We start from the raw sequence: 24,137 nt of genomic DNA, 5'->3' as shown, positions 1-24,137 counted from the left end.
GCCTGTTCACGCTTCGGCCGATCCCAGCACCAGCACCTTGATGGCCAGGACGGCCGCGCCGCGTGCCCAGTCGTGAAAGTCGGACACTTTCGTCTCCAGTTCGACCGGGGTTGCCAGGGGGTGCCGGTTGTCACGGACGGTCTCCTCGACCGTCTCGCCCGCCACGTCCATCAGCCCGACCCCCTCCCCCGCGAGCAGGATCTTCTGCGGCATCACGAAGTTGGAGATCTGCGCGACGAGCGTGCCCAGGGCGCGTGCGGCCTCGTCGACGACCCGGGCGGGCATCGGGTCCCCGGCGGCGGCCGCCGCGAGGATCTCCTCGTACGTCCGGTCGCGGCCGGTGGCGGCCTGGACCTGGTAGCGGATGTTGGGGATGGTCAGCAGCGAGACGGCACTGCCGCGCCGGCCGTCCGGGGTGAGCGGGCCGGTGGGGTCCACGATCCAGTGGCGGCCGAAGCCGCGGTCCTCCTCGGCGCAGGGCACCCGCTTGCCGCCCAGGACGAGTCCGTAGCCGATGCCGGCCCCGATGGTGAGGACGACGAAGCGGTCCAGGCCGCGTCCGGCGCCGAACCAGGTCTCGGCCTCGACCAGGGCGGCGACGTCGTTCTCGACGACCACGGGCAGCCCGGCGCGCTCCTCGACGAGTTCGGCCAGCGGAACGTCCCGCCACAGCAGGAAGGGGGACTCGCCGACGACGGCGCGGTCCTGGACGAAACCGCCGACCCCGATGCCGATCCCGGCGAGCCGGGGGTGGTCGCGGGTCAGCTCGGCGGTCATCTCCCCGAGCACATCGGCGACTTCGGCGGGGTCGTGGGTGGTGAGCGGACGGTCGTGGCGGGCGACGATGTCGCTTCTGAGCGTGGTGACGACGCCGTAGACCATGTCCTCGGTGATCTTGAAGCCGAGAAAGGACCAGGAGTGGGCGACGACGTCCAGCGGTGTCGAAGGGCGGCCCTGGCGGGCCTCCGCCGGCGCTCCCGCCTCGGCCACCTCGACCAGCAGGCCCGATTCGATCAGCGGCTTGGTCAGCCGGGTGAGGCTGCCGGCCGACAGTCCCAGCCTGCGGGCGAGCTCGGTGCGCGAGAGCGGGCCGTGCACGAGCACCTCGATCGCCACCGAGCGCTCCCCCGGGCTCAGCGGCGGCCAGCCGGCGACGCCTGCGGTCATGTCGGTCCGACTCCCCTCGCCTTTTTTTCGCGCTGAAACCAACATGACCACTCTAAGGCGATGGTGGTTCCTGCGAAAAGATGTTTGCACCCCTCTTGACGCCGCAATTGTTTCGCACCAAAAGTAAGTCCCGCCAGAGGACGAGCCGCCGCAGCGAGGGAGTCTCCCGATGACCATCGCCTCCAGCAGCCCTCCGTCGCGTCTGCCCGCGGGCGGCGCAGCGGAGGCCCGCAGCAAGCCCAGGACACGACGGACGGAGGGGGGTGAGAGGCGGGGTGACGGACGGCTGGCCGCGGTCTTCATCGCGCCGGCGCTGCTCGGCTTCCTCGTCTTCCTGCTCTGGCCGACGCTGCGGGGCATCTACCTGAGCTTCACCCGCTTCAACCTGCTGACACCGGCGGAGTGGGTGGGCCTGGACAACTACGTCCGCATGGTCAACGACCCCATCTTCTGGGACTCGTTGACGGTCACCGTCGAGTACGTCGTCATCAACATCGGCGTCCAGACGGTCGCGGCGCTCGCCATCGCCGTCCTCCTCCAGCGGCTGACGCAATCGGCGATGCTGCGCGGCATCGTGCTCACGCCGTACCTGATGTCGAACGTCGTCGCCGGTCTGGTCTGGCTCTGGATCCTCGACACCCAGCTCGGCATCGGCAACGAGATCATCAGCGCCCTCGGCGCCGACCGCATCCCGTTCCTCGCCGACGAGACCTGGGCGATACCGACGATCGCGCTCATCAACGTGTGGCGGCACGTCGGATACACCGCGCTGCTGCTGTTCGCCGGTCTCCAGGCGATCCCGAACGACATGTACGAGGCGGCCCGGGTGGACGGCGCGAGCGAGTGGCGGATGTTCTGGCGGATCACCATGCCGCTGCTGCGGCCGGTGCTCGCGGTCGTGCTCATCATGACGGTGATCGGGTCGTTCCAGGTGTTCGACACCGTGGCCGTGACCACCGCGGGCGGTCCGGCGAACGCGACCAACGTGCTCCAGTACTACATCTACGGCTCCGCCTTCGGGCGCTTCCAGTTCGGCTACGCCTCGGCCATGTCCGTCGCCCTGCTCATCGTGCTGAGCGCCATCACCATCCTCCAGTACCGGCTCACCCGGGCCGGCCGGACCGACCTCGGTTGACGAAGGGAGACACCGGCATGGCTGCCGTGACGACAACGACGTCGACGACCCTGCGACCGGTCCGGCGGCGCAGGTTCCCCTTCGGGCGGGCCGCCGCCTGGACCGTGATGGGGCTGATCGTCCTCATCACCCTGCTGCCGTTCTACTGGATCCTGCGCACCGCCCTGTCCACCAACGCGGGACTGAACGCCGATCCGACCAACCCCCTGCCCGTCGACCTCACCACCAGCGGCTTCGAACGCGCCCTGGGCATGCAGTCGGCCGAGGAGGCCGTCGCGCAGGGCGGTGCGGGCGGCGGGCTCGACTTCTGGCGCTATCTGCTCAACTCGGTGCTGGTCTCGACCCTGATCACCGGCTGTCAGCTCTTCTTCTCCGCGATGGCCGCGTACGCCTTCTCGCGGTTGCGCTGGCGCGGCCGGGACGCGGTGTTCGGGCTGTTCCTGGCCGGGATGATGGTGCCGACCATCTTCACGCTGCTGCCGAACTTCGTGCTCATCAAGCAACTGCACCTGGTGGACACGCTCCTCGGCATCGCGCTGCCCACCATGTTCATGGCGCCGTTCGCGGTGTTCTTCCTGCGGCAGTTCTTCATGAACATCCCGCGTGAGGTCGAGGAGGCCGCGCTGCTGGACGGCGCCGGGAAGGTCAAGATCTTCTTCCGGGTGGTGCTGCCGATGGCGTCCACGCCGATCGTCACGCTGGGCGTGCTGACGTACATCACCTCCTGGAACGACTACTTCTGGCCGCTGATGGTCTCCTACAGCGACAGCTCGCGCGTGCTGACCGTGGCGCTGGCGATCTTCCGGGCGCAGACCCCGGCGACCGGCGTCGACTGGTCCGGGCTCATGGCGGCGACGCTGATCGCCGCGCTGCCGATGCTGGTGCTGTTCGCCTGCTTCGCGCGCCGCATCGTCAGCTCCATCGGCTTCACCGGGATCAAGTAAGGGGACTGTGATGCGAATTCGTCTGCGTACGCTCGTCGCGGTGACCGGAGCACTGGCGCTGTCCCTGGTCAGCGGATGCGCGCAGCAGGGCGCCGCCGGATCCTCCGCGAACACGGTCACGTACTGGCTGTGGGACGCCAACCAACTGCCCGCCTACCAGGCCTGCGCCAAGGGGTTCGAGAAGGAGAACCCCGGGCTGAAGGTCAAGATCACCCAGTTGGGCTGGAGCGACTACTGGACCAAGCTCACCGCCGGGTTCATCGCCGGCACCCAGCCGGACGTGTTCACCGACCACATCCAGAACTTCGGCCAGTACGCCGACCTGAAGGTCCTCGAACCGCTCGACGACCTCGGCATCAAGGACTCCGACTACCAGCCGGGCCTCGCCGCCAACTGGATCGGGAAGGACGGCCACCGCTACGGCGCTCCCAAGGACTGGGACACCGTCGCGCTGTTCTACAACTCGAAGATGACGAAGGACGCCGGCCTCACCGCCGAGCAGCTCAACAGCCTCGCCTGGAACCCCGAGGACGGCGGCACCTTCGAGAAGGCCATCGCCCACCTCACGATCGACAGGAACGGCAAGCGGGGCGATGAGCCGGGCTTCGACAAGAACAACGTCAAGGTGTACGGCATCGCCAGCAACGGCGGCGGCTTCGGCGACGGCCAGACCCAGTGGAGCAACTTCGCCGCCTCCGCCGGTTGGAGTTACCTGGACAAGCCGCGCTGGGGCACGAAGTACCAGTACGACAGCAAAACCTTCCAGTCGGTCATCAAGTGGTACTTCGGCCTGGCGAAGAAGGGCTACATGCCGCCCCTGTCCGACTACAACGTCCAGTCCAACCAGGCGAACACCCAGGTCGCGGCGGGCAAGGCCGCCACCGCGTTCGACGGGGCCTGGATGATCTCCTCGTACGCGGGCTTCAAGGGCCGGGACATCAAGACCGCCCTGACGCCGGTCGGCCCGACCGGCAAGCGCGCCACCATGATGAACGGCCTCGCCGACTCCGTCACCAAGGCCTCCAAGAACAAGGAGGGCGCCAAGAAGTGGGTGGCGTATCTGGCCTCGGACGAGTGCCAGAAGGTCGTCGGTAGTTACGGCGTCGTCTTCCCCGCGACGAAGGCCGGGACCGAGGCCGCCGTCGCCGCGTACCGGAAGAAGGGCATCGACGTCTCGTCGTTCACGAAGCCCGTGGCCGACAAGAAGAACTTCCGGACCTTCTCCTACCCGATCGCCAGCTACTCGGCGGACATGACGGCGCTGATGTCGCCGGCGATGGAGGACATCTACGGCAACGGCAAGCCGGTCAGCAGCCTCGACGAGACCAACGAACAGATCAACCTCATCCTTTCGCAGTGATCCCCCGACCAGTGAAGGGCATGCCTTACATGACGTTCTCCATCGGCATCGTCGGCGCCGGACAGTTCTCGGGCCAGTTCGCCACACTGTTCCAGGCCCACCCCGGCGTCAGCGCCGTCTACGTCACCGATCTGCTGCCCGAGAGGGCCGAGCAACTCGCCGCCGCCCAGGGGCTGGCGGGCACCTTCCCGTCGTACCAGGCCATGCTGGAATCGGAGGACGTCGACGCCGTCGCGATCTTCACGCAGCGGTGGACGCACGGGCCGCTGGTGCTCCAGGGTCTCAATGCCGGCAAGCACGTGTACTCCGCGGTCCCCATGGCGATCAGCACGGAGGAGATCGCGGCGATCATCGACGCGGTCAAGGCCACCGGGCTGACGTACATGATGGGCGAGACCAGCGAGTACAACCCGGCGACGGTCCACGCCCGCAACCAGATCGCCGAGGGCGCCTTCGGTCGGCTGTTCTACGCCGAGGGCGACTACGTCCACGACATGGACCTGGGGTTCTACGAGGCCTACCAGTACAGCGGCGGCGAGAACTGGAAGGCAACCGCCAGCTATCCCCCGCTGCTGTACCCGACGCACGCGGTCGGCGGGGTGCTGGGCGCCTGGAAGACGCACGCGGTCAGCGTGTCGGCGATCGGTGTCGTCGACGACCGGGGCGACGGTGTCTTCGACAAGGAGGTCAGCCAGTTCGGCAACGACTTCTCCAACGCCACCGCGCTGTTCGAGGTGGCGGGCGGCGGCTCGTTCCGTACCAACGAGTTCCGGCGGGTCGGCTACCCCTCGCACATACGGGAGTCGCGTTTCCGCTTCTTCGGCACCGAGGCCAGCATGGAGCAGCTCGCCACGGTCGCCCTGTGGCAGGACAAGCAGGGGGTGAAGGACATCAGCGAACTGCTGGAACCCAAGCCCACCATGTCGCCCGACGACCCGTCGCTCCAGCACATCGCGCCGGAGCTGCGGGCCGCGTTCACCTCCGGGTCGGCTCCCGTGCACGACCGCGCGCGGCTGCCGAGGGAGTTCGACAACCTCCACAACGGCCACGAGGGCAGCCACCACTTCCTGGTGGACGACTTCGTGACCGCCGTCAACACGCGCACCCTGCCGTCGGTGAACGCGTGGGTGGCCGCCCGTTACACCCTGCCGGGCATCATCGCGCACGAGTCCGCGCGGCAGGGTGGGGTACGGCTGGAGATCCCGGACTTCGGGGACGCGCCGCTGTAGCGGCGTCGTGCGAGCCGGGTGCCTGGGATCAGGTGCCCGGCTTGCGGCCGTACACGAAGACGTCGTCGTTCTTCTTCAGCAGCGACCAGTACTTCTTGGCGTCGGTCTTGGTCATGTTGACGCAGCCGTGCGAGCCCGGCGGGTTCCACATGCTGACGCCGACCGAGTGGAAGGCCTGGCCGCCGTCGAAGAACTGGGCGTAGGGCATCGGCACGTCGTAGATGGACGAGACGTGGTCGATGTTGCGCCAGTAGATCTTCTTCAGGCCGGTGCGGGTCTCGTAGCCGTCGCGGCCCGTGCGGACCGGGACGGGGCCGTAGACGAGCTTCTTGCCGTCCTGGATCCAGCTCAGCTGGAGGCTCAGGTTCACGCAGGCGATCCGGCCCTTGTTCACCGGGCACTTGCCGTCCTTGTTCGGGTTCTTCCCTACGGCCTTCTGCTTCTGCATCAGGTCCATCACCCCCCAGGTGACGGGCCCGGCGTAGCCGGCGTTCGGGGAGATGCCGTGCTTGGTCTGGAAGGCGCGGATCGCCTTGCAGTCGGCGGCGGACTGCTTGCCGTCGACCGGACGGCCCAGGAACTTCTCCACCTGCTTCTGGTACGGGCCGGTCTTCGCGGTGCAGCTCGCGGCCGCGGCCGGCGTGGCGCCGAGCGCGAGCGTGAGCGGTGCCACCAGTCCGGTGATCCCGAGTACGACGGCGCCCCGTCTGCGTACGTCCCCCATGGTTGGTCCTGCCCTTTCGCGGAAGTGGTCACATGGTCTGCGATCCCTGCCAGCTAGACGGGCGCCCGGGGGCTTGGGTTGTGCGGGCTTTCAGCCTGCGACGAAACGGTGACATACCTCATCACTCAGCCGGCCGGGCGGCAGACGCCAGCCGAAGGCGACGAGCAGGAGGTCCCTTGTCGAGGCGCCGCCCGGCAGCCCCGGCTATGGCCGCAGCGCGTGGTGGAAGCCCGTGTTGACCGCCGTGAGGCCGCCGTCGACGACCAGCGCGGTGCCGGTGATCCAGGCGGCGTCGGGCGAGGCGAGGAAGGCGACGGCCGCGGCGATGTCCTCCGGTTCGCCGACCCGGCCCAGGGGGTAGAGCCGCCGTACCGCTTCGAGGTCCTCGTCGCGGCCCTCCCATGCGGTGGTGCGCACGGTGCCCGGTACCACGAGGTTGACGCGGACGCCGCGTGCCGCGCCGTGCCCGGCGAGGGTGCGGGTCAGGGAGACCAGGCCGGCCTTGGCGGCGCTGTAGGCGTGGTTGCCGAAGTCCTGGAGGCCGTTGACCGAGCCGATGGAGACGACGGCGCCGCGGCCGGAGGCCGCCAGGTGCGGCAGGGCGGCACGGCAGCAGCGGTACGCGCCGGTCAGGGTGACGTCGAGGTCACGGGCCCACGACTCGTCCGGCTCCTCCTCGAAGCGGGGCGCGTCGGGCGAGCAGTGGGCCGCGCTGTTGACCAGCACGTCGAGCGAACCGAAGGTGTCGACGGCGTGAGCGACGGCCGCCTCGACCGCTCCCCGGTCGGCCACGTCGCACCCGCGCCCCTCGGCGGTCAGGCCCTCGTCCCGCAGCGCCCGCGCGGTCCGCTCGGCCTGGGCCGGGTCCTGGTCGGCGACCAGGACCCGCGCTCCCTCCCGGGCGAACCGGCGGGCGGTGGCGGCGCCGATGCCGCGCGCCCCGCCGGTGATGAGAACCCCGTACCCCTCGAAGCGCCTGGTGCCCGTCATGGGCCGACCGTACTGCCCCGGAGGTGTTCTGTTCATCGGTGTGTCGGTCCAGGCGGTGGCGGAAGGAACGGCGGCTGCGCAAGCGTCTGGCGGCCGTCCGGGGCGAGGCCGGGTCAGTCGAGTGCCGGAGTGCGGGGCCCGGTGGGTGGCTGGTGTCGACCGCCGCTCGGGCGCCGTGTACTGCTCACGGCGATGTGTGGTGAGGGGCCTGGAGGCGCCGGAAGCAACCGTTCGCGGACGGCAGAGCCGCGATGGACTGTTCACCGCCGGTTCAGCGCTTCCCATGCCCGTCTGCCCTGCCGCCTCACCGTCCAGTCGCGGACTCACGCGCGTGGGCGACGGCGCGAAAACGCGCACGGCACCCGGACGGGAACGACGACGCCACTTTTGCGTCGCTTGATTCGGAGCAGTACGACTGCTTGTTCGATAACGGTCAGGCCGGCGATGGAGATGAGTACCCATTTGGCGGGCCGTAGGGAGAGGTTGTGGAGCTGCTTGCCGAGGTGGGGGACGCGGTATTCGGCTCGCCCGAAAACGGCCCCGGCCGGTCTCAGATCTGGATCGGTGGTGGGGTTGGCGTCGCCTTTGGTCATGAAGTGGCGTTTGCCGAGGACCCAACGGGTGCCCACCACTCGGTGCACTTCTACGCAGGGACGGAGTGCGCCGGGACGCCACGCCCTGAGCACTCAGGTTCGGAAACAGTCACTCAGCGGTAGCCCGTCGTGTCGGCCGGCTTGCCCGCGTCCTGCACCTCGACGAGGTAGCGCCAGGCGTCCGGGCGGCTGCCGTCGAGGTCGGTGAAGCCGTACTCCTGGGCGAGGCCGCCGCTGGAGAGGGAGCGGCCGTTCCAGCGCGCCACGTCGGGGTCGGCGGCGAGCGCGGCCACGGCCCGGCCCACGTAGCGCGGAGTCTCCGAGATGGCGAAGTGGGGGACGCGCTCCAGGGCGTCGCGCCAGTTGTCCTCGCGGACCCCGTAGGCGTCCAGCATGAGTTCCGAGCGCAGCCAGCCGGGGGTGAGGGCGACGGCGGTGGCGCCGCGCGGGCCGAGTTCGTGGGCGAGGGCGAAGGCCATGCGCAGGACGGAGGCCTTGGCGAGGTCGTAGAAGAAGTTCACGCGGTAGTGGTCGGCGTTGTAGTCGGCGGTGCCGTCGGTGACCTCGACGACCAGGCCGCCGGGGTTGCGCAGCAGCAGGGGCAGGGCGTGGTGGCCGGTGATCGCGTGGGTCTCGACCGCGAGCCGGAGCAGGCGCAGGCCGTTGTCGAGGTCGTGCTCCCACAGCGGGGTGTCCCACTCGAAGAGCTTCTCGCCGCCCCAGATGTCGTTGACGAGGACGTCGAGGCGGCCCTGCTCGTCCGCGATCCGGTCCACCAGGGCGCGGACCTGCGCCGCGTCGAGGTGGTCGGTGGGTACGGCGATGCCCTGCCCGCCGGCCTCGGTGACCAGGTCTGCGGTGTCCTCGATGGTCTCGGGCCGGTCGTACTCCGAGCGGCGGGCGCGTGTGGTGCGTCCGGTGACGTAGACGGTGGCGCCGGCCGCGCCGAGCTCCACCGCGATGCCCCGTCCGGCGCCCCGGGTCGCACCGGCGACCAGTGCGACCTTGCCCTTCAGCGGAGCTGACATGTCCGACCTCCCGTGACCGTGGCTGCTTGTCGCCTCCAGGGTGACGGGGAAGCCGGACATCTTCTGTCGTCTTTTCCTGACGACACGCCGTCAGTGGCCGCGGGCGATCCACTCCTGAAGGTGCGGGGTCTCCGCGCCGATGCTCGTGGAGTCTCCGTGGCCGGTGAGGACCTTCGTCTCGGGCGGCAGTGTGAGGAGGCGGTCGCGGATCGAGTCGATGATCGTCGGGAAGTGCGAGAAGGACCGGCCGGTGGCGCCGGGGCCGCCCTGGAAGAGGGTGTCCCCGGTGAAGACGGTGGCGAGCCCGGGGGCGTACAGGCACACCGCGCCGGGCGCGTGCCCCGGGGTGTGCAGGACCCGCAGCTCGGCGCCGCCGGCCTCGATCACCTGGCCGCCGACCAGCCAGGCGTCGGGCTCGCGGTCCGGGTGGGTCTGCTTCCACAGCGGCAGGTCGTCGTGGTGCAGCCAGATGGTGGCCCCGGTGCGCTCGGCGAGGGCGAGGGCGGGGGCGGCGTCGATGTGGTCGTTGTGGGCGTGGGTGCACACGATGGCCGTGAGCCGGCGGTCTCCGACGGTCTCGGCGATGGCGTCGGCGTCGTGGGCGGCGTCGATGACGATCGCCTCGTGGTCGTCGCCGACGATCCAGACGTTGTTGTCGACGTCCCAGGTGCCGCCGTCGAGGCTGAACTGCCCGGAGGTGAGGAGGTGTTCGACGCGCGGGGTCATCACAGCACCACCACCGAGCGCAGCACGTCGCCGTGGTGCATCCGCTCGAACGCCTTCTCCACCTCGTCGAGTTGGATGGTCTCGGTGACGAACGCCCCGAGGTCCAGGCGGCCTTGCAGGTGCAGGTCGATCAGCATGGGGAAGTCGCGGGAGGGCAGGCAGTCGCCGTACCACGACGACTTCAGCGCCCCGCCCCGCCCGAACACGTCCAGCAGCGGCAGTTCGAGTTTCATCTCGGGGGTGGGCACGCCGACCAGGACGACCGTACCGGCGAGATCGCGGGCGTAGAAGGCCTGCTTGTACGTCTCGGGGCGGCCGACGGCCTCGATGACGACGTCGGCGCCGAAGCCGCCGGTGAGTTCGCGGATCGCCTCGACCGGGTCGGTCTCGCGCGAGTTGACGGTGTGGGTGGCGCCCATGGTCCGTGCGGTGGCGAGCTTGCGGTCGTCGATGTCGACGGCGATGATCTTCGCCGCTCCCGCGAGGTGGGAGCCGGCGATGGCGGCGTCGCCGACGCCGCCGCAGCCGATGACGGCGACCGTGTCGCCCCGGCCGACGTTCCCGGTGTTGATCGCGGCGCCGATGCCGGCCATGACGCCGCAGCCGAGCAGCCCCGCCACCTGCGGGGCGACGGCCGGGTCGACCTTGGTGCACTGCCCGGCCGCGACCAGCGTCTTCTCGGCGAAGGCGCCGATGCCGAGGGCCGGGGAGAGCTCCTGACCGGTCGAGGCGAGGGTCATCTTCTGCTCGGCGTTGTGCGTGTCGAAGCAGTACCAGGGCCGCCCGCGCAGACAGGCCCGGCACTTCCCGCACACCGCACGCCAGTTGAGGATCACGAAGTCACCGGGTTCCACGTCGGTGACGCCGCCGCCGACCGCCTCGACCACGCCCGCGGCCTCGTGGCCGAGCAGGAAGGGGAAGTCGTCGCTGATGCCACCCTGCTTGTAGTGCAGATCGGTGTGGCACACCCCGCAGGCCTGGACGCGCACGACCGCCTCCCCCGGGCCGGGATCGGGCACGACGATGGTCTCGATCCGTACCGGCTCGTCCTTGCCCGGTGCGATCACACCGCGTACTTCCTGCGCCATGCTGACTCCTTCGTCGGCTTCGTCGGCCGGGATGCCTTCCTTCCCGACCCTACGCGCGACTGATCGGCAAGGGATGCTGATCGGCCACCCGCGGCGCTGTATCACCAGCTCACACACTGTTCGAAAACGCCGGGCACCGCACCCTGCGGCCCCCGTAATCTGAACGTTCCGCCCGACGCCGAAGGAGCGATGTGAGCATCGCAGAGACCGATACCGGTACGCCCGCCTGGCGGCTGCTGCTCGGATACGTACGGCCGCACCGCCGGTCCCTGTTCGCCGGTGCGGTGCTCTCGCTGGTCACCGGGGCGACCGGGCTGATGCTGCCGCTGGTGGCGCAGGACCTGATCGACGATCTGGCGCACGACCGGGCCATCACCGGGGCGCTGCTGGTGATGTCGGCCCTGATCGTGGCCAACGCGGCGGTCGGCGCGCTGGGTTCGTACGTGTTGCAGCGCACCGCCGAGTCGGTGGTGCTCGGCGCGCGGCGCGCCCTGTCGTCGTATCTGCTGCGGCTGCGGATCACGGCCGTGGACCGCAGCGAACCCGGGGATCTGATGGCCCGCATCACCTCGGACACCACCCTGCTGCGCGCGGTCACCACCGACTCGCTGGTCGGCCTGGGCACGGGCGGTCTCACGCTCGTCGCGACGGTGGTGATGATGGGCCTGGTGGACGCCGTGCTGCTGGGCGTCACCCTGGCCGTGATCCTGGGCGCCGGCGTGATCCTCGGCGTGATCGTGCCGCGTATCAACAAGGCGAGCCGGCAGGCGCAGGACGCGGTGGGTGTCATGGGTGCCTCGCTGGAGCGGATCCTCGGCGCCCTGCGCACGGTGAAGGCGTCCGGTGCCGAGCACCGGGAGGAACGCACGCTGCACGAGGCGGCGCAGGAGTCGTGGCGGCAGAGTGTGCGGGCCGCCAAGTGGTCGGCCGCCGCGGGCAACACGGCGGGGCTCGCCATGCAGATCGCCTTCATCACGGTGCTCGCGGTGGGTGGCGCGCGCGTGGCGACCGGCGCGATCGACGTGGGCACGCTGGTCGCGTTCCTGCTGTTCGTCTTCTACCTGATGTCCCCGATACAGTCGGTCGTCGGCGCCGTCACGCAGTACCAGACGGGCGCCGCGGCCCTCACCCGCATCCAGGAGGCGCTGCGTCTGCCCGCCGAGCCGGCGGCCGCGGTCGCCCCGCTCCCCTCCCCCGGCGCGCAGCCCGCGACCCTCGCCTTCCACGACGTCCGCTTCCGCTACGCCGACGACCTGCCGTACGTCCACCACGGGGTGACGTTCGCCGTGCCCGCGCAGGGCATGACGGCGTTCGTGGGCCCGTCCGGCGCCGGCAAGACCACCGTCTTCTCGCTGATCGAGCGGTTCTACGAGCCGGACTCCGGGGTGATCACGTTCGACGGGCGCGACCTCGCCGACTGGGAGCTGACGCAACTGCGCGCCGCCATCGGCTACGTGGAGCAGGACGCGCCGGTCCTGTCGGGCTCTCTGCGGGACAACCTGCTGCTGGGCAATCCGGAGGCGGACGACGACGCCCTCGCGCGGGTGCTGAAGACGACCCGTCTCGACGGTCTGGTCGCCCGGCTGCCCGGCGGTCTCGACACGCTCGTCGGGCATCGTGGCACCAAGCTGTCCGGCGGTGAGCGGCAGCGGGTCGCCATCGCCCGGGCTCTGTTGCGCCGCCCCCGGCTGCTGCTGCTCGACGAGGCGACCTCGCAGCTGGACGCGGTCAACGAGGCGGCGCTGCGCGACACCGTCGCGGACGTGGCCCGTACGACGACGGTCCTGGTCGTGGCGCACCGGCTGTCCACGGTGACGATGGCCGACCGGATCGTGGTGATGGACGCGGGTCGTGTCCGGGCGGTCGGCACGCATCGCGAGCTGGTCACCGCCGACCCGCTCTACGCGGAGCTGGCGGCGACCCAGTTCCTGGCCGCGGCGGACTGAGCCGGCGGTTGAGCCCGGTCGGCTGGGAGGAGGGCCGCGGGATCTCGTCCTCGTGCTCGGCGGGGATGTCGCTCACGGTCAGCGAGTCGAGCGTGGCGACCGGGCTGAGCGGGCTCCGGGACTCCGCGTCGGCCGCGTGCGCCATCGGCGCGGCGAGGCCGGTGACACCCGCGGCGAGACCAACGGCGGCGACGACACGTCGTGTTGAGATCATGCCTGTCGCAGCGCGAGCGGGTCCCCGGCGGACACGGGCGGGCGGTGGCGCTCACGCGTCAGGCCCAGTGGTCCGGCTGCGTTTGCCGAGCCCGCCGGACGGGAGGAGGCTCGACAGGAGAGGCCCCTCGCGGCCCGGTCCCGACCGGGTCGCGGCCCTTCGAAGGAGGTCATCATGGGAACCGCTGCAGACCCCGCCTTCGACCGCGAGACACTGCGCCGGGCCGTGGAAGGACAGAGCCCGGACATCCTCCTCTCGCTCTACGCGGACGACGCGGAGTTCCGCATCGTCGACCGCACGAGCCAGCCCAGCCACCCCAAGGTCCTGCACGGCCGGGACGAGATCAGCCGGATGCTGGAGGACGTCTACAGCCGCGACATGTCGCACAAGCTGGAGCGGTGCGTCATCCAGGGCGACGAGGCCGCCTACAGCGAGAGCTGCGAGTACACGGACGGGGTGCGTGTCCTGTCCGAGTCCATGCTTTCGCTGCGGGACGGCAAGATCGCCGAGCAGACTCTGGTCCAGGCCTGGGACGAGTAGGGGAGGACGGCACGCTGCTGCTCGCCCGGGACGCGACGGTCACCCGCCGTGGGACGGCCCCGGCTGATCCGCGGCCAGGACGGCAAGCCCGGCGCCGTCGTGATCGACGCCGGGTACAACCCCGGCAACGTCGGCGCCGTCGACTTCGGCTCCGCCGTGGAGCGGACCTCGCTGATCACACTGGTGGCGGGCGGCGTCGGCCCGATGACCATCGCCACGCCGCTGGAGCAGACCGTGGACGCCACCGCCCGGCAGCTCGGTGCGGGCAGGGGGTGTGATCAGCGCATCCACGCGCTGTACGACATCACGTCGCCCTTCTTGACGCCGTACTCGGGCTCGGCGGTGGTGAAGGTGCTCTCCAGGCCGAGGACGGCACCGGTGACCGGGTCCATGATCAGCATGCGACGGCCGCCGGGGCCGTCGTACACGTACGCCTGACCGCGCCGCCCGAATCGGTCGGTCACCTGGCCGACGGGCCGCAGCCCCTCGGTGCCGGCCAGGAGGCGGGCGAGCGCCGCGGTCTCCCGGGCGCCGAGGGTCCAGTGGTCGAGCAGCACCTCGACGGCGTCCAGCAGTTGGGGCGTGGTCAGCGGAGTGGCGGAGTACTGAGCCTCCGTCAGGTAGGTGCGCAGCCGGGCGGGGTCGTGCGGCGGCGGGGACTGGGGCGGGGCGTCGCTCCAGCTCGGCGGATAGGTCTGGTCGCTGAGGACGTGCCCGTCGTCGACGAGGTGCGGTTCGCCGCCCGCGCCGGAGAGGACCGGGCGGCCCGGATGCCTCGGGTCGGTCGCCACGACGAGCTCGGTGTGACTGCCGTCGGCATACCAGCGCACGATGCGCTCCTCGGGGAGCGTGATCGGGGGCTTGTCGTCCGACATGCCCATGCTCCAGGACTGCACGTGCGTGCCCTTGCGCAGTCGGGGCGAGCCGTCGGCGGCGGCCTGTTCGGCACGCTCGGCCAGCCGGTCCAGGGGCAGGGGTGTGGAGCCGGTCTGCACCACCAGCGGACGGGGGGCGGCGACCGCCGGTGTGGTGTTCGGGCCGCTCAGTGCGAGGGTCAGCGACAGGGCGGCGACCACGGCCGTGGCGACGAGTCCCCAGGCCAGCCGGGGCCGGCCGGCGCCCGGCAGCAGCCGGTCCCGTAGTCGGCCGGAGGGCCGCTCACGCAGCAGCCGCTCCAGCCGGCGCTCGGCACCGTGGTCCAGGGGGCCGTCGCCGAAGTGAGGGCCGTCGGACGGCGCCGGGTTGGCACCGCGCAGCAGTTCGAGTTCGTCAGCCATGGCCGTGTTCCTTAAGGGCGGTCACGTGGGTGGCGGGCAGGAGGCGCGGGACAGGGGCGTGGCCGCCGGTCGGGGGCGGGGGCAGGGGGCGTGCGTGGCGCCGGGGCGCGGTCCCGGACAACGCGCGTGCGACGCGACCAATCGCGATCCCGGACCAGCGACACACCCCGCGGCGGGACACGGCCCAGGACAGAGCGCCTGCGGCACGACCGGTCGCGGTCCGGGACCAGCGGCACGTGCCGCGGCGGGGCGCGGCCCCGGACAGGAGGCGTGCGCCGCAGTGAGGCACAGCCCCGGACAGAGCGCCTGCGCCGTGACCGATCGCGGTCCCGGGCAAGCAGCGCGCGTCGCAAACGATCGCGGCCCCGGACAGAGCATGTGCGTCACAACCGATCGCGGCCCAGGACACAGCACGTGCGTCACAACCGATCACGGCACAGGACACAGCACGTGCGTCACAATCGATCACGGCCCAGGACGGAGCAAGGGGGTCGGCTGCGCCGACGTGGAACGCCGTCGAAGGACCGCCCTCGACCGCGACCCCGGGCCCGGAGACCACGTCAGTCATCACCGGCCCCCTCGCGCGGTGAGTGCCCGGTGTCCGCCACCACCGCGGGACGCATACGGTCGATCTCGGCTCTGAGGCGGCGCCGGGCCCGGTGCAGCCGCATGGCGGCGGCCCGGCTGCCGCAGCCGAGGGCGACCGCGACCTCGTCGATGCCGAGTTCCTCCCAGGCGGTCAGGCGCAGCACCTCCTGGTCGGCCGCGGAGAGCCGGGCGAGTGCCTCGTGCACCCAGGCGCCGGGGGTGTCGGCATCGGGGCCCGCCGCGATGTGCCGTCCGTGCGCGGTGTCGTCGTTGCCGAGCCGGTCGACGAGCCGGCGGCGGCGTCCGTGGCCGCGCACCGCGTTGGCCAGGCAGTTGCGTGCCACGCCGTACAGCCAGGGCAGCGGGGAGGAGGGCAGGTCGGCCCGGCGCCGCCAGGCGACCGTGAACACCTCCGCCACCACTTCCTCCACCTCGCCGGCCCGCCCGTCCAGTCGCCGCGCGACATAGCGGCTGACCGCCCAGTAGTGCTCGCGATAGGCAGCGGCGAAGATCTCGTCGTTGCTCATGTCCCGTTCGTGTCCGGCACCTTGCCGATCGTCACACCCGTTTCCGTGATTCTCGTCGCGTCGGGGAAGTGTGACGTCAGGACGGGGCGCGGACACAGGCGGGGCATGAGGCACCTGAAGTGGCTGACGACCACGGATCACAAGACGATCGGCACGCTGTACCTGGCCACGTCGTTCGCGTTCTTCGTCATCGGTGGCGTGATGGCGCTGTTCATGCGCGCCGAGCTCGCCCGGCCTGGTCTGCAGATCATGTCGAACGAGCAGTTCAACCAGGCGTTCACGATGCACGGCACGATCATGCTGCTGATGTTCGCGACGCCGCTGTTCGCCGGCTTCGCGAACTGGATCATGCCGCTGCAGATCGGCGCGCCGGACGTGGCGTTCCCCCGGCTGAACATGTTCGCCTACTGGCTGTACCTGTTCGGCTCGCTCATCGCCGTCGGGGGCTTCCTGACGCCGCAGGGCGCGGCCGACTTCGGCTGGTTCGCCTACAGCCCGCTGTCGGACGCGGTCCGCTCCCCGGGCATCGGCGCCGACATGTGGATCATGGGTCTGGCCTTCTCCGGCTTCGGCACCATCCTCGGCTCGGTCAACTTCATCACCACGATCATCTGCATGCGCGCCCCGGGCATGACGATGTTCCGCATGCCGATCTTCACCTGGAACGTGCTGCTGACCGGTGTCCTGGTCCTGCTGGCCTTCCCGGTCCTGGCCGCGGCGCTGTTCGCCCTGGAGGCGGACCGCAAGTTCGGTGCCCACATCTTCGACTCCGCCAACGGCGGCGCGTTGCTGTGGCAGCACCTCTTCTGGTTCTTCGGCCATCCAGAGGTGTACATCATCGCGCTGCCGTTCTTCGGGATCATCTCCGAGGTCATTCCGGTCTTCTCCCGCAAGCCGATGTTCGGTTACACGGGTCTGATCGGCGCGACCATCGCGATCGCGGGTCTGTCCGTGACGGTGTGGGCGCACCACATGTACGTCACCGGCGGTGTGCTGCTGCCGTTCTTCTCCTTCATGACCTTCCTGATCGCGGTCCCGACCGGTGTGAAGTTCTTCAACTGGATCGGCACCATGTGGCGCGGAAGTCTCTCGTTCGAGACGCCCATGCTGTGGGCGACCGGCTTCCTCATCACATTCGTGTTCGGCGGGCTCACGGGCGTGCTGCTGGCCTCGCCGCCGATCGACTTCCACGTCTCCGACTCGTACTTCGTGGTGGCCCACTTCCACTACGTCATCTTCGGGACGGTCGTGTTCGCGATGTTCTCCGGCTTCCACTTCTGGTGGCCGAAGTTCACCGGCAAGATGCTCGACGAGCGCCTCGGCAAGATCACCTTCTGGACGCTGTTCACCGGCTTCCACGGCACGTTCCTGGTCCAGCACTGGCTCGGCGCGGAGGGTATGCAGCGGCGGATCCCCGATTATCTGGCGGTGGAGGGGCTGACGACGCTCAACACGGTGTCGACGATCAGCTCGTTCCTGCTCGGCATGTCGATGCTGCCGTTCTTCTACAACGTCTGGAGGACGGCCAAGTACGGCGAGCGGGTCACGGCCGACGACCCGTGGGGCTACGGCCGTTCCCTGGAGTGGGCCACCTCCTGCCCGCCGCCCCGCCACAACTTCGTCGCCCTCCCCCGGATCCGCAGCGAGTCCCCGGCGTTCGACCTGCACCACGCGGACGTCGCGGCGGAGCGGGAGCTGACGCTGCGATGACCGCCATGGAGGGTCTGCCCGTGGACCTGCGAGCGTTCCACAACCAGGTCGAGGGTCATCTGCTCGCCGCCGCCGCGCACGAGGAGGCCCGCGCGGCCGCCGCGCGCTTCGCCGCCCGGCTCGACCGGCTGCCCAAGGCCGAACGGGAGGAGGTGGAGCGGCTGTTCGCGGCCGAGCACCTCGCCCTCGCCCGGGACTCGTGGCAGCGCACGGCGCGGCGCGGGCAGGAGCTGCGGGCCGAGTACGAGGCGGTGTACCGCAGGCTCCGCGCACGGCTGCTGGCCGGTCTGCTGCTGGGATGCGCGCTGCTGGTGGCGGCGAATCTCGTGGTGCTGGTGTCGGTCCAGCCGGTGTCAGGCCTCGCTGTCGGCGGGGTTCCTCAGGACCTCGATGAGGCTCGCGTAACTGTCCTGTCCGTGGCCGGCGGCGGCGGCCTTCTCCATGGCGGCCTTCAGGAGCTCGGGCAGGGCGTTGTCGATGCCGCGTACCGCCGCCGCGTGGATGAGGTGGTCGATGGTCGCGATCTGCACGTCGACGGTGGCGTCGTCGCCCGGGTAGCGGCCGGCGTCCACCTGGGGCGCGTACGTGGTGAGGAAGCCCGCCACCGTGCTCAGCCAGCGGATCGCGACCGGGGTGAAGTCGGTGGCCGATGTCCGCTCGGCGCCGACCAGCGCGGTGCCGTGCAGCCAGCCGGTCATGGTGGACCACATCAGGCCGAGCAGGGCGGCGTCGTAGAGGGAGGCGAGGCCGGGGTCGGTGCCCAGGTGGAGGGGGTCGCCGAGGGTCGCCAGGGTGGGGCGGTGGGCGTCGAAGACCTCCCGGGAGCCGCTGTAGAGGAACATCATGGCGGGGTCGCCGACGCCGGGCGGGGTGGTCATGATGGCGCCGTCGAGGTAGCCGGCCCCGTGGGAATGGGTCCACTTGACGGCCTCCTGGGCCTGCTCGGGAGAGCCGGAGGAGAGGTTGACCAGGGTTCTGCCCGCCAGTTCGCCGGTGGCCGGGTCGAGGACGGTGTACAGCGCCTCGTAGTCCAGCACACAGGCGATGGTCAGCGGGGAGGCGGCGATCGCCTCCTGGGGGGTGGCGGCCAGGCGGGCACCCCTGTCGACCAAGGGGCGGGCCTTGTCCGGGGAACGGTTCCAGACGGTGGTCGGGTGGCCCCGCTCCAGCAGCGTGGCGGCCAGTGCCGAGCCCATCGAGCCCAGTCCGACGACGGTGACCGGCCGGTGTTCTGCGTTCATGCCCAACTCCTCGTGCTCCATTGGAAAGTGACGTGTGATCACGTACGGTCAACGTTCGCAGGGCACGGAGATCGGGAAAAGTGACAGCGGTGACGGCCTCCACCAAATTCCTGCCATAGGCTGCGGAGCATGAGTGCCGGTTCTGTCGCCGTGGTCGTGACCGAGGAGATCGGGGTCCCCTCGTGGGATCTGTACGAACTGAGCATCCCGTGCACCGTGTTCGGCAAGCCGCAGCCCGATCTGGCCGATCCCTGGTACGACCTGCGGCTGTGCGGGACCGGGGCCGGGTCTGAGGGGCACGGTGCGGCGGACGGTCATGGCCTGAGCCTGCGCACCCGGTACGGGCTGGACGACCTGGTCGGTGCCGACACGGTCATCGTGCCCTCGGTGCCCGACCCGTGCGTCGAGGAGGGCAGGCCGCTGCCGCGGGAGCTGATCGAGGCACTGCGCCGGGCTCATGACGCGGGCGCCCGCATGGTCTCCCTGTGCACCGGTGCCTTCGCGCTCGCCGAGGCGGGGCTGCTCGACGGACGGCGTGCCACCGCCCACTGGATGCACACCGCACAACTGGCCGAGCGCTACCCGAAGGTGCAGGTCGACGCGTCGGTGCTGTACGTGGACGACGGCGACGTGCTCACCAGCGCGGGACTGACCGCCGGACTCGACCTGTGTCTGCACCTGGTGCGGCGCGATCTCGGCGCGCACGTCGCGAACCAGCTGGCGCGCCGCATGGTGGTGCCCGCCCACCGGCCTGGCGGGCAGGCGCAGTTCATCGAGCTGTCCGTGCCGGCCAGTGACGACGCGGGGCTGGCGCCCGTCCTCGAGTGGGCTCGGGCCAACCTGGACCGGCCGCTGACCGTGGCCGACCTGGCGAGGCGGGCAGCGATGAGCCCGCGTACGTTCTACCGGCGGCTTCATGCCGCCACCGGGACGACGCCTCTGCAGTGGCTTCTCGACCAGCGGCTCGGACGCGCCCGGTCACTGCTGGAGTCGACGGACCTGCCGATCGAGAAGGTCGGGGAGCTGAGCGGCCTCGGCACGGCCAACAATCTCCGCCACCACTTCCTCAGGCACCTCGGGGTCTCGCCCGGCGACTACCGGCGCGCCTTTCCCGGAGCCCGGGCGACCGGACGTGACCGCACGCGGGTCTGAGTCAGCCCCGCGGGCTCCACCCCGGCGGCCGCAGGATCCCCAGCAGCTGCCGGACCAGTTCGTCGACGACCTCGTCCAGCGTCGCGTCGACCCAGCCGGCGCTCCAGTCGTGCAGCAGGCCGTTGACGCTCCCGATGAAACCCGTCGCCGCGAGGCGGTAGTCGCGGGGTGCCGCCTCCCCGCGCGCGGCGGCACCCCGGGCCTCGGCGCAGATGAGATCGATCCAGCCGGCCCGGCGGGCGAGCCGCTGCTCCTCCAGGCGCGTGCTGACGCCGATGATCTCGACGAAGGTGATGCGGATCCGGCGCGGGTCGGCGGCGACGTTCCCGGCGTAGGCGCGGAAGATCGCGGTCGCGCGTTCGACGAGCGGCAGGTCCGCCGCGCCGGCCGCCGCCTCCAGCACCGCCGCCTCGGCCCAGTCGTTGACCTGGAGGTGCAGCGCCGCGAGCACGTCCTCCAGGGTGCGGAACTCCTCGTAGAACTGACGGGTTGACAGCCCGGCCGCCTCGCTGAGCGCCGCGACGGTGGTGGCGCGGAAGCCGGGGGTGTCACCGAACAGCTGGAGCGCGGCGTCCAGGAACCGCCGGCGCCGCTCGGCCTGCCGCTCCTCGGCGGTCTTGCCGCCATAGCGGCCGGTCGGCGCTCTGAGTCTGCCCGGCACCGGCTCTCCCTTCATCCGCTCGAACACCCATCTTCCCTCGAACGCGATTTTGTCGTGGACGCGGTCTTGTGAAGAAGGCCGCTCCTTCCTTACTTTGCAGTAAGTTGACTCTGAAAGTACGTGTGTTCAGATTCCTCACCCCACCCGCAGAGGAGGGATCAGCCATGCCCGTCTTCCGACGACGGCACCTGTGCTCCCTGACCGCCGCCCTCGCCCTGACCGCAACCCTTCCCGCGACCGCCGCACACGCGGACGCCCCTGACGCCTCCGCCGCGCTGCGCCAGGTGCTGTTCGTGGGCAACAACTGGGAGGGCACCGCCGATGTCATCAAGTCCACCGGCGACTTGGCGAAGATCGGCCGGATCAACGTCATCCCCGACAAGGACGAGCGGATGGCGGAGATCAACGCCGATCCGATCAGATGGATCGCCTTCATGACGATCCGCAACAGCGTCGGCGAGGGACACGACCAGTTCGTCGACGACATGTACTCCACGCCGGACGGGAAGTCGGTGGTCGTCTCCCGGCCCAGCTTCGCCGACGTCGTCTCCATCGACCTCGCCTCCGGGCGGATCAACTGGCGCTTCCCGGTGTCCGGTTTCCGCTCCGACCACATGGCCGTCTCCCCCGACGGCAAACGGGTCGCGGTGTCGGCGTCCACCGGCAACACCGTGCACGTCCTGGACATCGAGACCGGCAAGCAGCTCGGCAAGGCCGCTACCGGCGACAAGCCGCACGAGAACATCTTCACCAAGGACGGCAAGTACATCTACAACATGTCGATCGGCGAGGTGAACACGCAGACCGACGCGCCCTGGCTGGACTGGACGAAGGGCGACCGCCGCATCACCGTCATCGACGCGACCACGTACGAGCAGGTCAAGGTCATCGACATGCGTCCGCGCCTGGACGCGATCGGCCTGAAGGACTTCTCCGACGCGGTCCGGCCGGCGGTGTTCTCGCCGGACGAGTCGAAGCTGTACTTCCAGGTGTCGTTCTTCAACGGGTTCTTCGAGTACGACCTGGCCACCGACAAGATCACCCGCACGAAGACCCTGCCGAAGAACCCGGCGACCAGTGACGACCGCACCACCTTCGTCAACGACTCACGCCACCACGGCCTCTCGATGAGCCCGGACGGCAAGAAGCTGTGCGTCGCGGGGACCATGGACGACTACGCCACAATCGTCGAGCGCACCACCCTCCAGGAGGGCCCGCTCGTCACCGCCGCCAAGCCCTACTGGGCCACGGTCAGCGGTGACGGCAGGAGTTGCGTCGTCTCCGAGAGCGGCACCGACCAGGTCACGGCCATCGACTTCGCCACCGGGAAGAAGGTCGCGTCCGTGCCGGTCGGAGACCACCCGCAGCGCGTCCGGCTCGGCCATGTGGAGGCCGGCTGGACGAGCCCGTCCGCTAGTTGACCTCCTTCGCCGCCCACGCCGCCAGCTCGGAGCGGGCCGCGTTCAGCAGATCCGCCGAGGGAGCCGTCGCCCCGTTGGTCACCAGCGCGTAGTGCAGGACGCCCGAGTCCGGCGCGGTGAGCAGCAGGCGGCGGCTTCCCGTGCCGCCGGGCTCCTGGGCCACGCCGATCGGGGTGGTCGAGGTGTACGCGGGCGGGGCGTGGGCCGTGCCCAGGTCGGAGACGACCGTGGTGGACGCGGTCGGGAAGCTCGCCGGCAGGTGCAGTTCGGTGGGCGCCCGGCCGCCGTCCGAGCGCCACAGCAACAGCCCGTACTGTCCGGAGCCGACCAACTGCCGTACCTTCGGCAAGGAGTTGGGCACCGGGTTCCAGGTCAGGGTCGTCGAGCCGTCCCGGGAGCGGTCCTCGTAGGTGAAGCCGACGGTCGTACCGGCCGTGGCGCTCGGGTAGAGGCGGTCCAGGAGCCTGGCGTCCTGGCGCAGCACCGGCTTGCCCGAGTCGTCGAGGCGTACGGCGGACAGGTCCTCGTCGTTCCAGGCGTCACCGGCGGTGAGCACCTTGTCGGGGTTGCCGTTCATCAGCTCGCGGTGGCGGCCGTTGTAGATGTCCCACTGCCACTGCGAGCCGGAGAGCACCGGCCCCGAGGCCGCCGGGTCGGACCACCAGTCGGCGCCCTTCAGACGGGAGTCGAGGGCCTGGTACATCGCCTTGAGGACGGTCGGCGCCTTGTCGGAGACGTTGCCCGCCAGGGGGTGCCCGAACTCGCTGACCACGGCGGCGGTCTGCGCGGCGGCCGCCCGGTCGCGGACCGTGCGGAAGTCGTTCGCGTACTGGCCGTCGGCCGCCTTGCCCCACATGAAGACGCCGGAGATGGCCTTCTGGTCGTAGAAGTGGGTGTTGAACACATAGCGCGGTCCGAGCTTTCCGGCATCCAGCAGGCCGCCCTCCTGCTTCTGGAAGTCGAGGTTGGCGTTCCAGAAGAGGTTCGGTTCCACGAAGGCGGGCTTGTCCCGCCAGCCGGCCGCGTCCATGCGGGCCCGGAACTTCTCGAAGAACGGCCACAGCACGTCCTTCTCCCAGGCGCGGCTGGTCTGCCCGGAGTCGTAGACGCCGGCATGCGGCTCGTTGTAGGGGTCGAAGCCGACGACGCCCTCGAACTGGTCGGCGCTCAAGTGCTGTTGGACGTACGCCATGGTCTTCTCGGCGGTGGCGAGGAAGGCGTCCTGCACGCCGTGCGCGTTGTGCCAGAAGTCGTACGTGGCGCGCTTCACGGCCTCGTTCTGGGTGATGTTCTGCCCCCAGAAGAGGCAGATCCCGCAGGACTCGTCCGGGTAGTTCCCGGCGTCCACCGCCCACTTGGGCGCGCCGTCGCCCGTGTACCAGCTGTCGGCGTCGAAGAGGTGCCGTGAGTAGAGGTCCTGGTGGAAGTCGGGGTAGACGCGGATGCCGGCGTCGAGGAAGGCCTTCATCTGGTCGGTGGCGGCGGTCAGATAGGCGGTGTCCACCTTGCCGCGCTCGGGCTCGGCGTAGGCCCAGGAGAGCAGGAAGCGGACGGTGTTGCCGCCACCGAGGGCGCGCAGCGCGGTCGCCGACTTGCGGGCGTCTGCGACGGAGGCGAAGGGCAGGCCCTTGTTCTCCGCGAGCTTGGTCTCACCGGAGACGTTGTAGCCGCGCAGGACGACCTCGCGGCCGGAGGCGTCGGTGAAGCGGCCGTTCTTCACGGTGACGGTCGGGTCGTCGAACCAGAGGGAGCCGGGAGGGGGCGCGGCGGTGGCGGGCGGGACGCCCGCCACCGACTGGGAGCCGAAGAGGACAGCCAGGACAACCAGCAGACGTACTCGGATAGTCGGCATGTCCACTACAGTCCGGTGATTTCA

General features: G+C 70.2%; 20 protein-coding genes and 2 pseudogenes. 10 read left to right on the top strand and 12 right to left on the bottom strand.

Features of this window, described 5'->3' with window-relative positions; translation table 11 throughout:
• Positions 1–6: 6 nt before the first annotated feature.
• Complete coding sequence (locus PV963_RS41735) at positions 7–1,167, bottom strand: ROK family transcriptional regulator (protein ID WP_274821640.1); 1,161 nt, start codon at positions 1,165–1,167, stop codon at positions 7–9.
• 169 nt (positions 1,168–1,336) lie between these two features.
• On the opposite strand from PV963_RS41735, the gene PV963_RS41730 reads away from it, so the two are divergent.
• The 4 genes from PV963_RS41730 to PV963_RS41715 are packed head-to-tail and all read left to right on the top strand — an operon-like array spanning position 1,337 to position 5,835.
• Entirely contained in the window at positions 1,337–2,302 is a 966-nt protein-coding gene (locus PV963_RS41730; RefSeq protein ID WP_274821639.1) for a carbohydrate ABC transporter permease, read from the top strand.
• 17 nt (positions 2,303–2,319) lie between these two features.
• Complete coding sequence (locus PV963_RS41725; RefSeq protein ID WP_274821638.1) at positions 2,320–3,246, top strand: carbohydrate ABC transporter permease; 927 nt, start codon at positions 2,320–2,322, stop codon at positions 3,244–3,246.
• Between the two features lie 10 nt (positions 3,247–3,256).
• Positions 3,257–4,606 carry an ABC transporter substrate-binding protein gene (locus PV963_RS41720; protein WP_274821637.1) on the top strand — a complete coding sequence of 450 codons (1,350 nt, stop codon included), beginning with the start codon at positions 3,257–3,259 and terminating at the stop codon, positions 4,604–4,606.
• 29 nt (positions 4,607–4,635) lie between these two features.
• A complete protein-coding gene (locus PV963_RS41715; RefSeq protein ID WP_274821636.1) occupies positions 4,636–5,835 on the top strand; it encodes a Gfo/Idh/MocA family protein in 1,200 nt (399 codons plus the stop codon).
• 28 nt (positions 5,836–5,863) lie between these two features.
• Here the strand turns inward: PV963_RS41715 and PV963_RS41710 are convergent, their stop codons facing one another.
• The 5 genes from PV963_RS41710 to PV963_RS41690 form a co-directional block, all read right to left on the bottom strand.
• Positions 5,864–6,559, bottom strand: coding sequence for a L,D-transpeptidase family protein (locus PV963_RS41710; RefSeq protein ID WP_274821635.1), 696 nt, complete (start codon positions 6,557–6,559; stop codon positions 5,864–5,866).
• Between the two features lie 204 nt (positions 6,560–6,763).
• A complete protein-coding gene (locus PV963_RS41705) occupies positions 6,764–7,549 on the bottom strand; it encodes an SDR family NAD(P)-dependent oxidoreductase (RefSeq protein ID WP_274821634.1) in 786 nt (261 codons plus the stop codon).
• 706 nt (positions 7,550–8,255) lie between these two features.
• Entirely contained in the window at positions 8,256–9,170 is a 915-nt protein-coding gene (locus PV963_RS41700; RefSeq protein WP_274821633.1) for an SDR family oxidoreductase, read from the bottom strand.
• Positions 9,171–9,260: 90 nt separating this feature from the next.
• Entirely contained in the window at positions 9,261–9,896 is a 636-nt protein-coding gene (locus tag PV963_RS41695) for an MBL fold metallo-hydrolase (RefSeq protein WP_274821632.1), read from the bottom strand.
• On the bottom strand, positions 9,896–10,984 hold the full coding sequence (locus tag PV963_RS41690) for an S-(hydroxymethyl)mycothiol dehydrogenase (protein WP_274821631.1): 1,089 nt from the start codon (positions 10,982–10,984) through the stop codon (positions 9,896–9,898). The genes PV963_RS41695 and PV963_RS41690 overlap by 1 nt, the downstream gene beginning before the upstream one ends.
• A 191-nt stretch (positions 10,985–11,175) precedes the next feature.
• On the opposite strand from PV963_RS41690, the gene PV963_RS41685 reads away from it, so the two are divergent.
• Entirely contained in the window at positions 11,176–12,930 is a 1,755-nt protein-coding gene (locus PV963_RS41685) for an ABC transporter ATP-binding protein (protein WP_274821630.1), read from the top strand.
• Positions 12,931–12,934: 4 nt separating this feature from the next.
• On the opposite strand, the pseudogene PV963_RS41680 reads toward PV963_RS41685, so the two are convergent.
• Positions 12,935–13,144: pseudogene (locus PV963_RS41680) on the bottom strand (hypothetical protein); the annotation flags it as partial.
• A 174-nt stretch (positions 13,145–13,318) separates the two neighbouring features.
• On the opposite strand from PV963_RS41680, the gene PV963_RS41675 reads away from it, so the two are divergent.
• Both PV963_RS41675 and PV963_RS41670 read left to right on the top strand, forming a co-directional pair.
• Positions 13,319–13,684: a nuclear transport factor 2 family protein gene (locus PV963_RS41675; protein WP_274821628.1), complete on the top strand. Its 366-nt coding sequence runs from the start codon at positions 13,319–13,321 to the stop codon at positions 13,682–13,684.
• 45 nt (positions 13,685–13,729) lie between these two features.
• A pseudogene (locus PV963_RS41670) lies at positions 13,730–13,945 on the top strand (bifunctional 5,10-methylene-tetrahydrofolate dehydrogenase/5,10-methylene-tetrahydrofolate cyclohydrolase); the annotation flags it as partial.
• A gap of 17 nt (positions 13,946–13,962) precedes the next feature.
• Here PV963_RS41670 and PV963_RS41665 read toward each other — a convergent pair.
• Together PV963_RS41665 and PV963_RS41660 are read right to left on the bottom strand one after the other, a co-directional pair.
• Positions 13,963–14,961: a CU044_5270 family protein gene (locus tag PV963_RS41665; protein ID WP_274821627.1), complete on the bottom strand. Its 999-nt coding sequence runs from the start codon at positions 14,959–14,961 to the stop codon at positions 13,963–13,965.
• A 560-nt stretch (positions 14,962–15,521) separates the two neighbouring features.
• Positions 15,522–16,076, bottom strand: a complete 555-nt coding sequence (locus tag PV963_RS41660; protein WP_274821626.1) for an RNA polymerase sigma factor — start codon at positions 16,074–16,076, stop codon at positions 15,522–15,524.
• Between the two features lie 105 nt (positions 16,077–16,181).
• Between PV963_RS41660 and ctaD the strand changes: the two genes are divergently transcribed.
• Positions 16,182–17,786, top strand: a complete 1,605-nt coding sequence (gene ctaD, locus PV963_RS41655) for a cytochrome c oxidase subunit I (RefSeq protein WP_274821625.1) — start codon at positions 16,182–16,184, stop codon at positions 17,784–17,786.
• Between the two features lie 353 nt (positions 17,787–18,139).
• On the opposite strand, the gene PV963_RS41645 is transcribed toward ctaD, so the two are convergent.
• On the bottom strand, positions 18,140–19,027 hold the full coding sequence (locus PV963_RS41645) for an NAD(P)-dependent oxidoreductase (protein ID WP_274821624.1): 888 nt from the start codon (positions 19,025–19,027) through the stop codon (positions 18,140–18,142).
• Between the two features lie 150 nt (positions 19,028–19,177).
• Here PV963_RS41645 and PV963_RS41640 point away from each other — a divergent pair, with 150 nt between their 5' ends.
• Positions 19,178–20,179 (top strand): GlxA family transcriptional regulator, encoded by a 1,002-nt coding sequence (locus PV963_RS41640; protein WP_425541052.1) that lies wholly within the window; start codon positions 19,178–19,180, stop codon positions 20,177–20,179.
• Between the two features lies 1 nt (position 20,180).
• Here PV963_RS41640 and PV963_RS41635 read toward each other — a convergent pair whose 3' ends face one another.
• Complete coding sequence (locus PV963_RS41635; RefSeq protein ID WP_274821622.1) at positions 20,181–20,840, bottom strand: TetR/AcrR family transcriptional regulator; 660 nt, start codon at positions 20,838–20,840, stop codon at positions 20,181–20,183.
• A gap of 164 nt (positions 20,841–21,004) precedes the next feature.
• On the opposite strand from PV963_RS41635, the gene PV963_RS41630 reads away from it, so the two are divergent.
• Entirely contained in the window at positions 21,005–22,261 is a 1,257-nt protein-coding gene (locus PV963_RS41630) for a YncE family protein (protein WP_274821621.1), read from the top strand.
• Here PV963_RS41630 and PV963_RS41625 read toward each other — a convergent pair.
• The gene (locus tag PV963_RS41625; RefSeq protein WP_274821620.1) at positions 22,254–24,113 is read right to left on the bottom strand and encodes a cellulase family glycosylhydrolase; all 1,860 of its coding nucleotides are present in this window, start codon (positions 24,111–24,113) and stop codon (positions 22,254–22,256) included. The two genes, PV963_RS41630 and PV963_RS41625, sit on opposite strands and share 8 nt — an antisense overlap.
• Positions 24,114–24,137 lie beyond the last annotated feature (24 nt).

It is taken from the genome of Streptomyces coeruleorubidus (assembly GCF_028885415.1).
Lineage (GTDB): Bacteria > Actinomycetota > Actinomycetes > Streptomycetales > Streptomycetaceae > Streptomyces > Streptomyces coeruleorubidus_A.
This window is presented reverse-complemented; position numbering and strand designations above follow the sequence as displayed.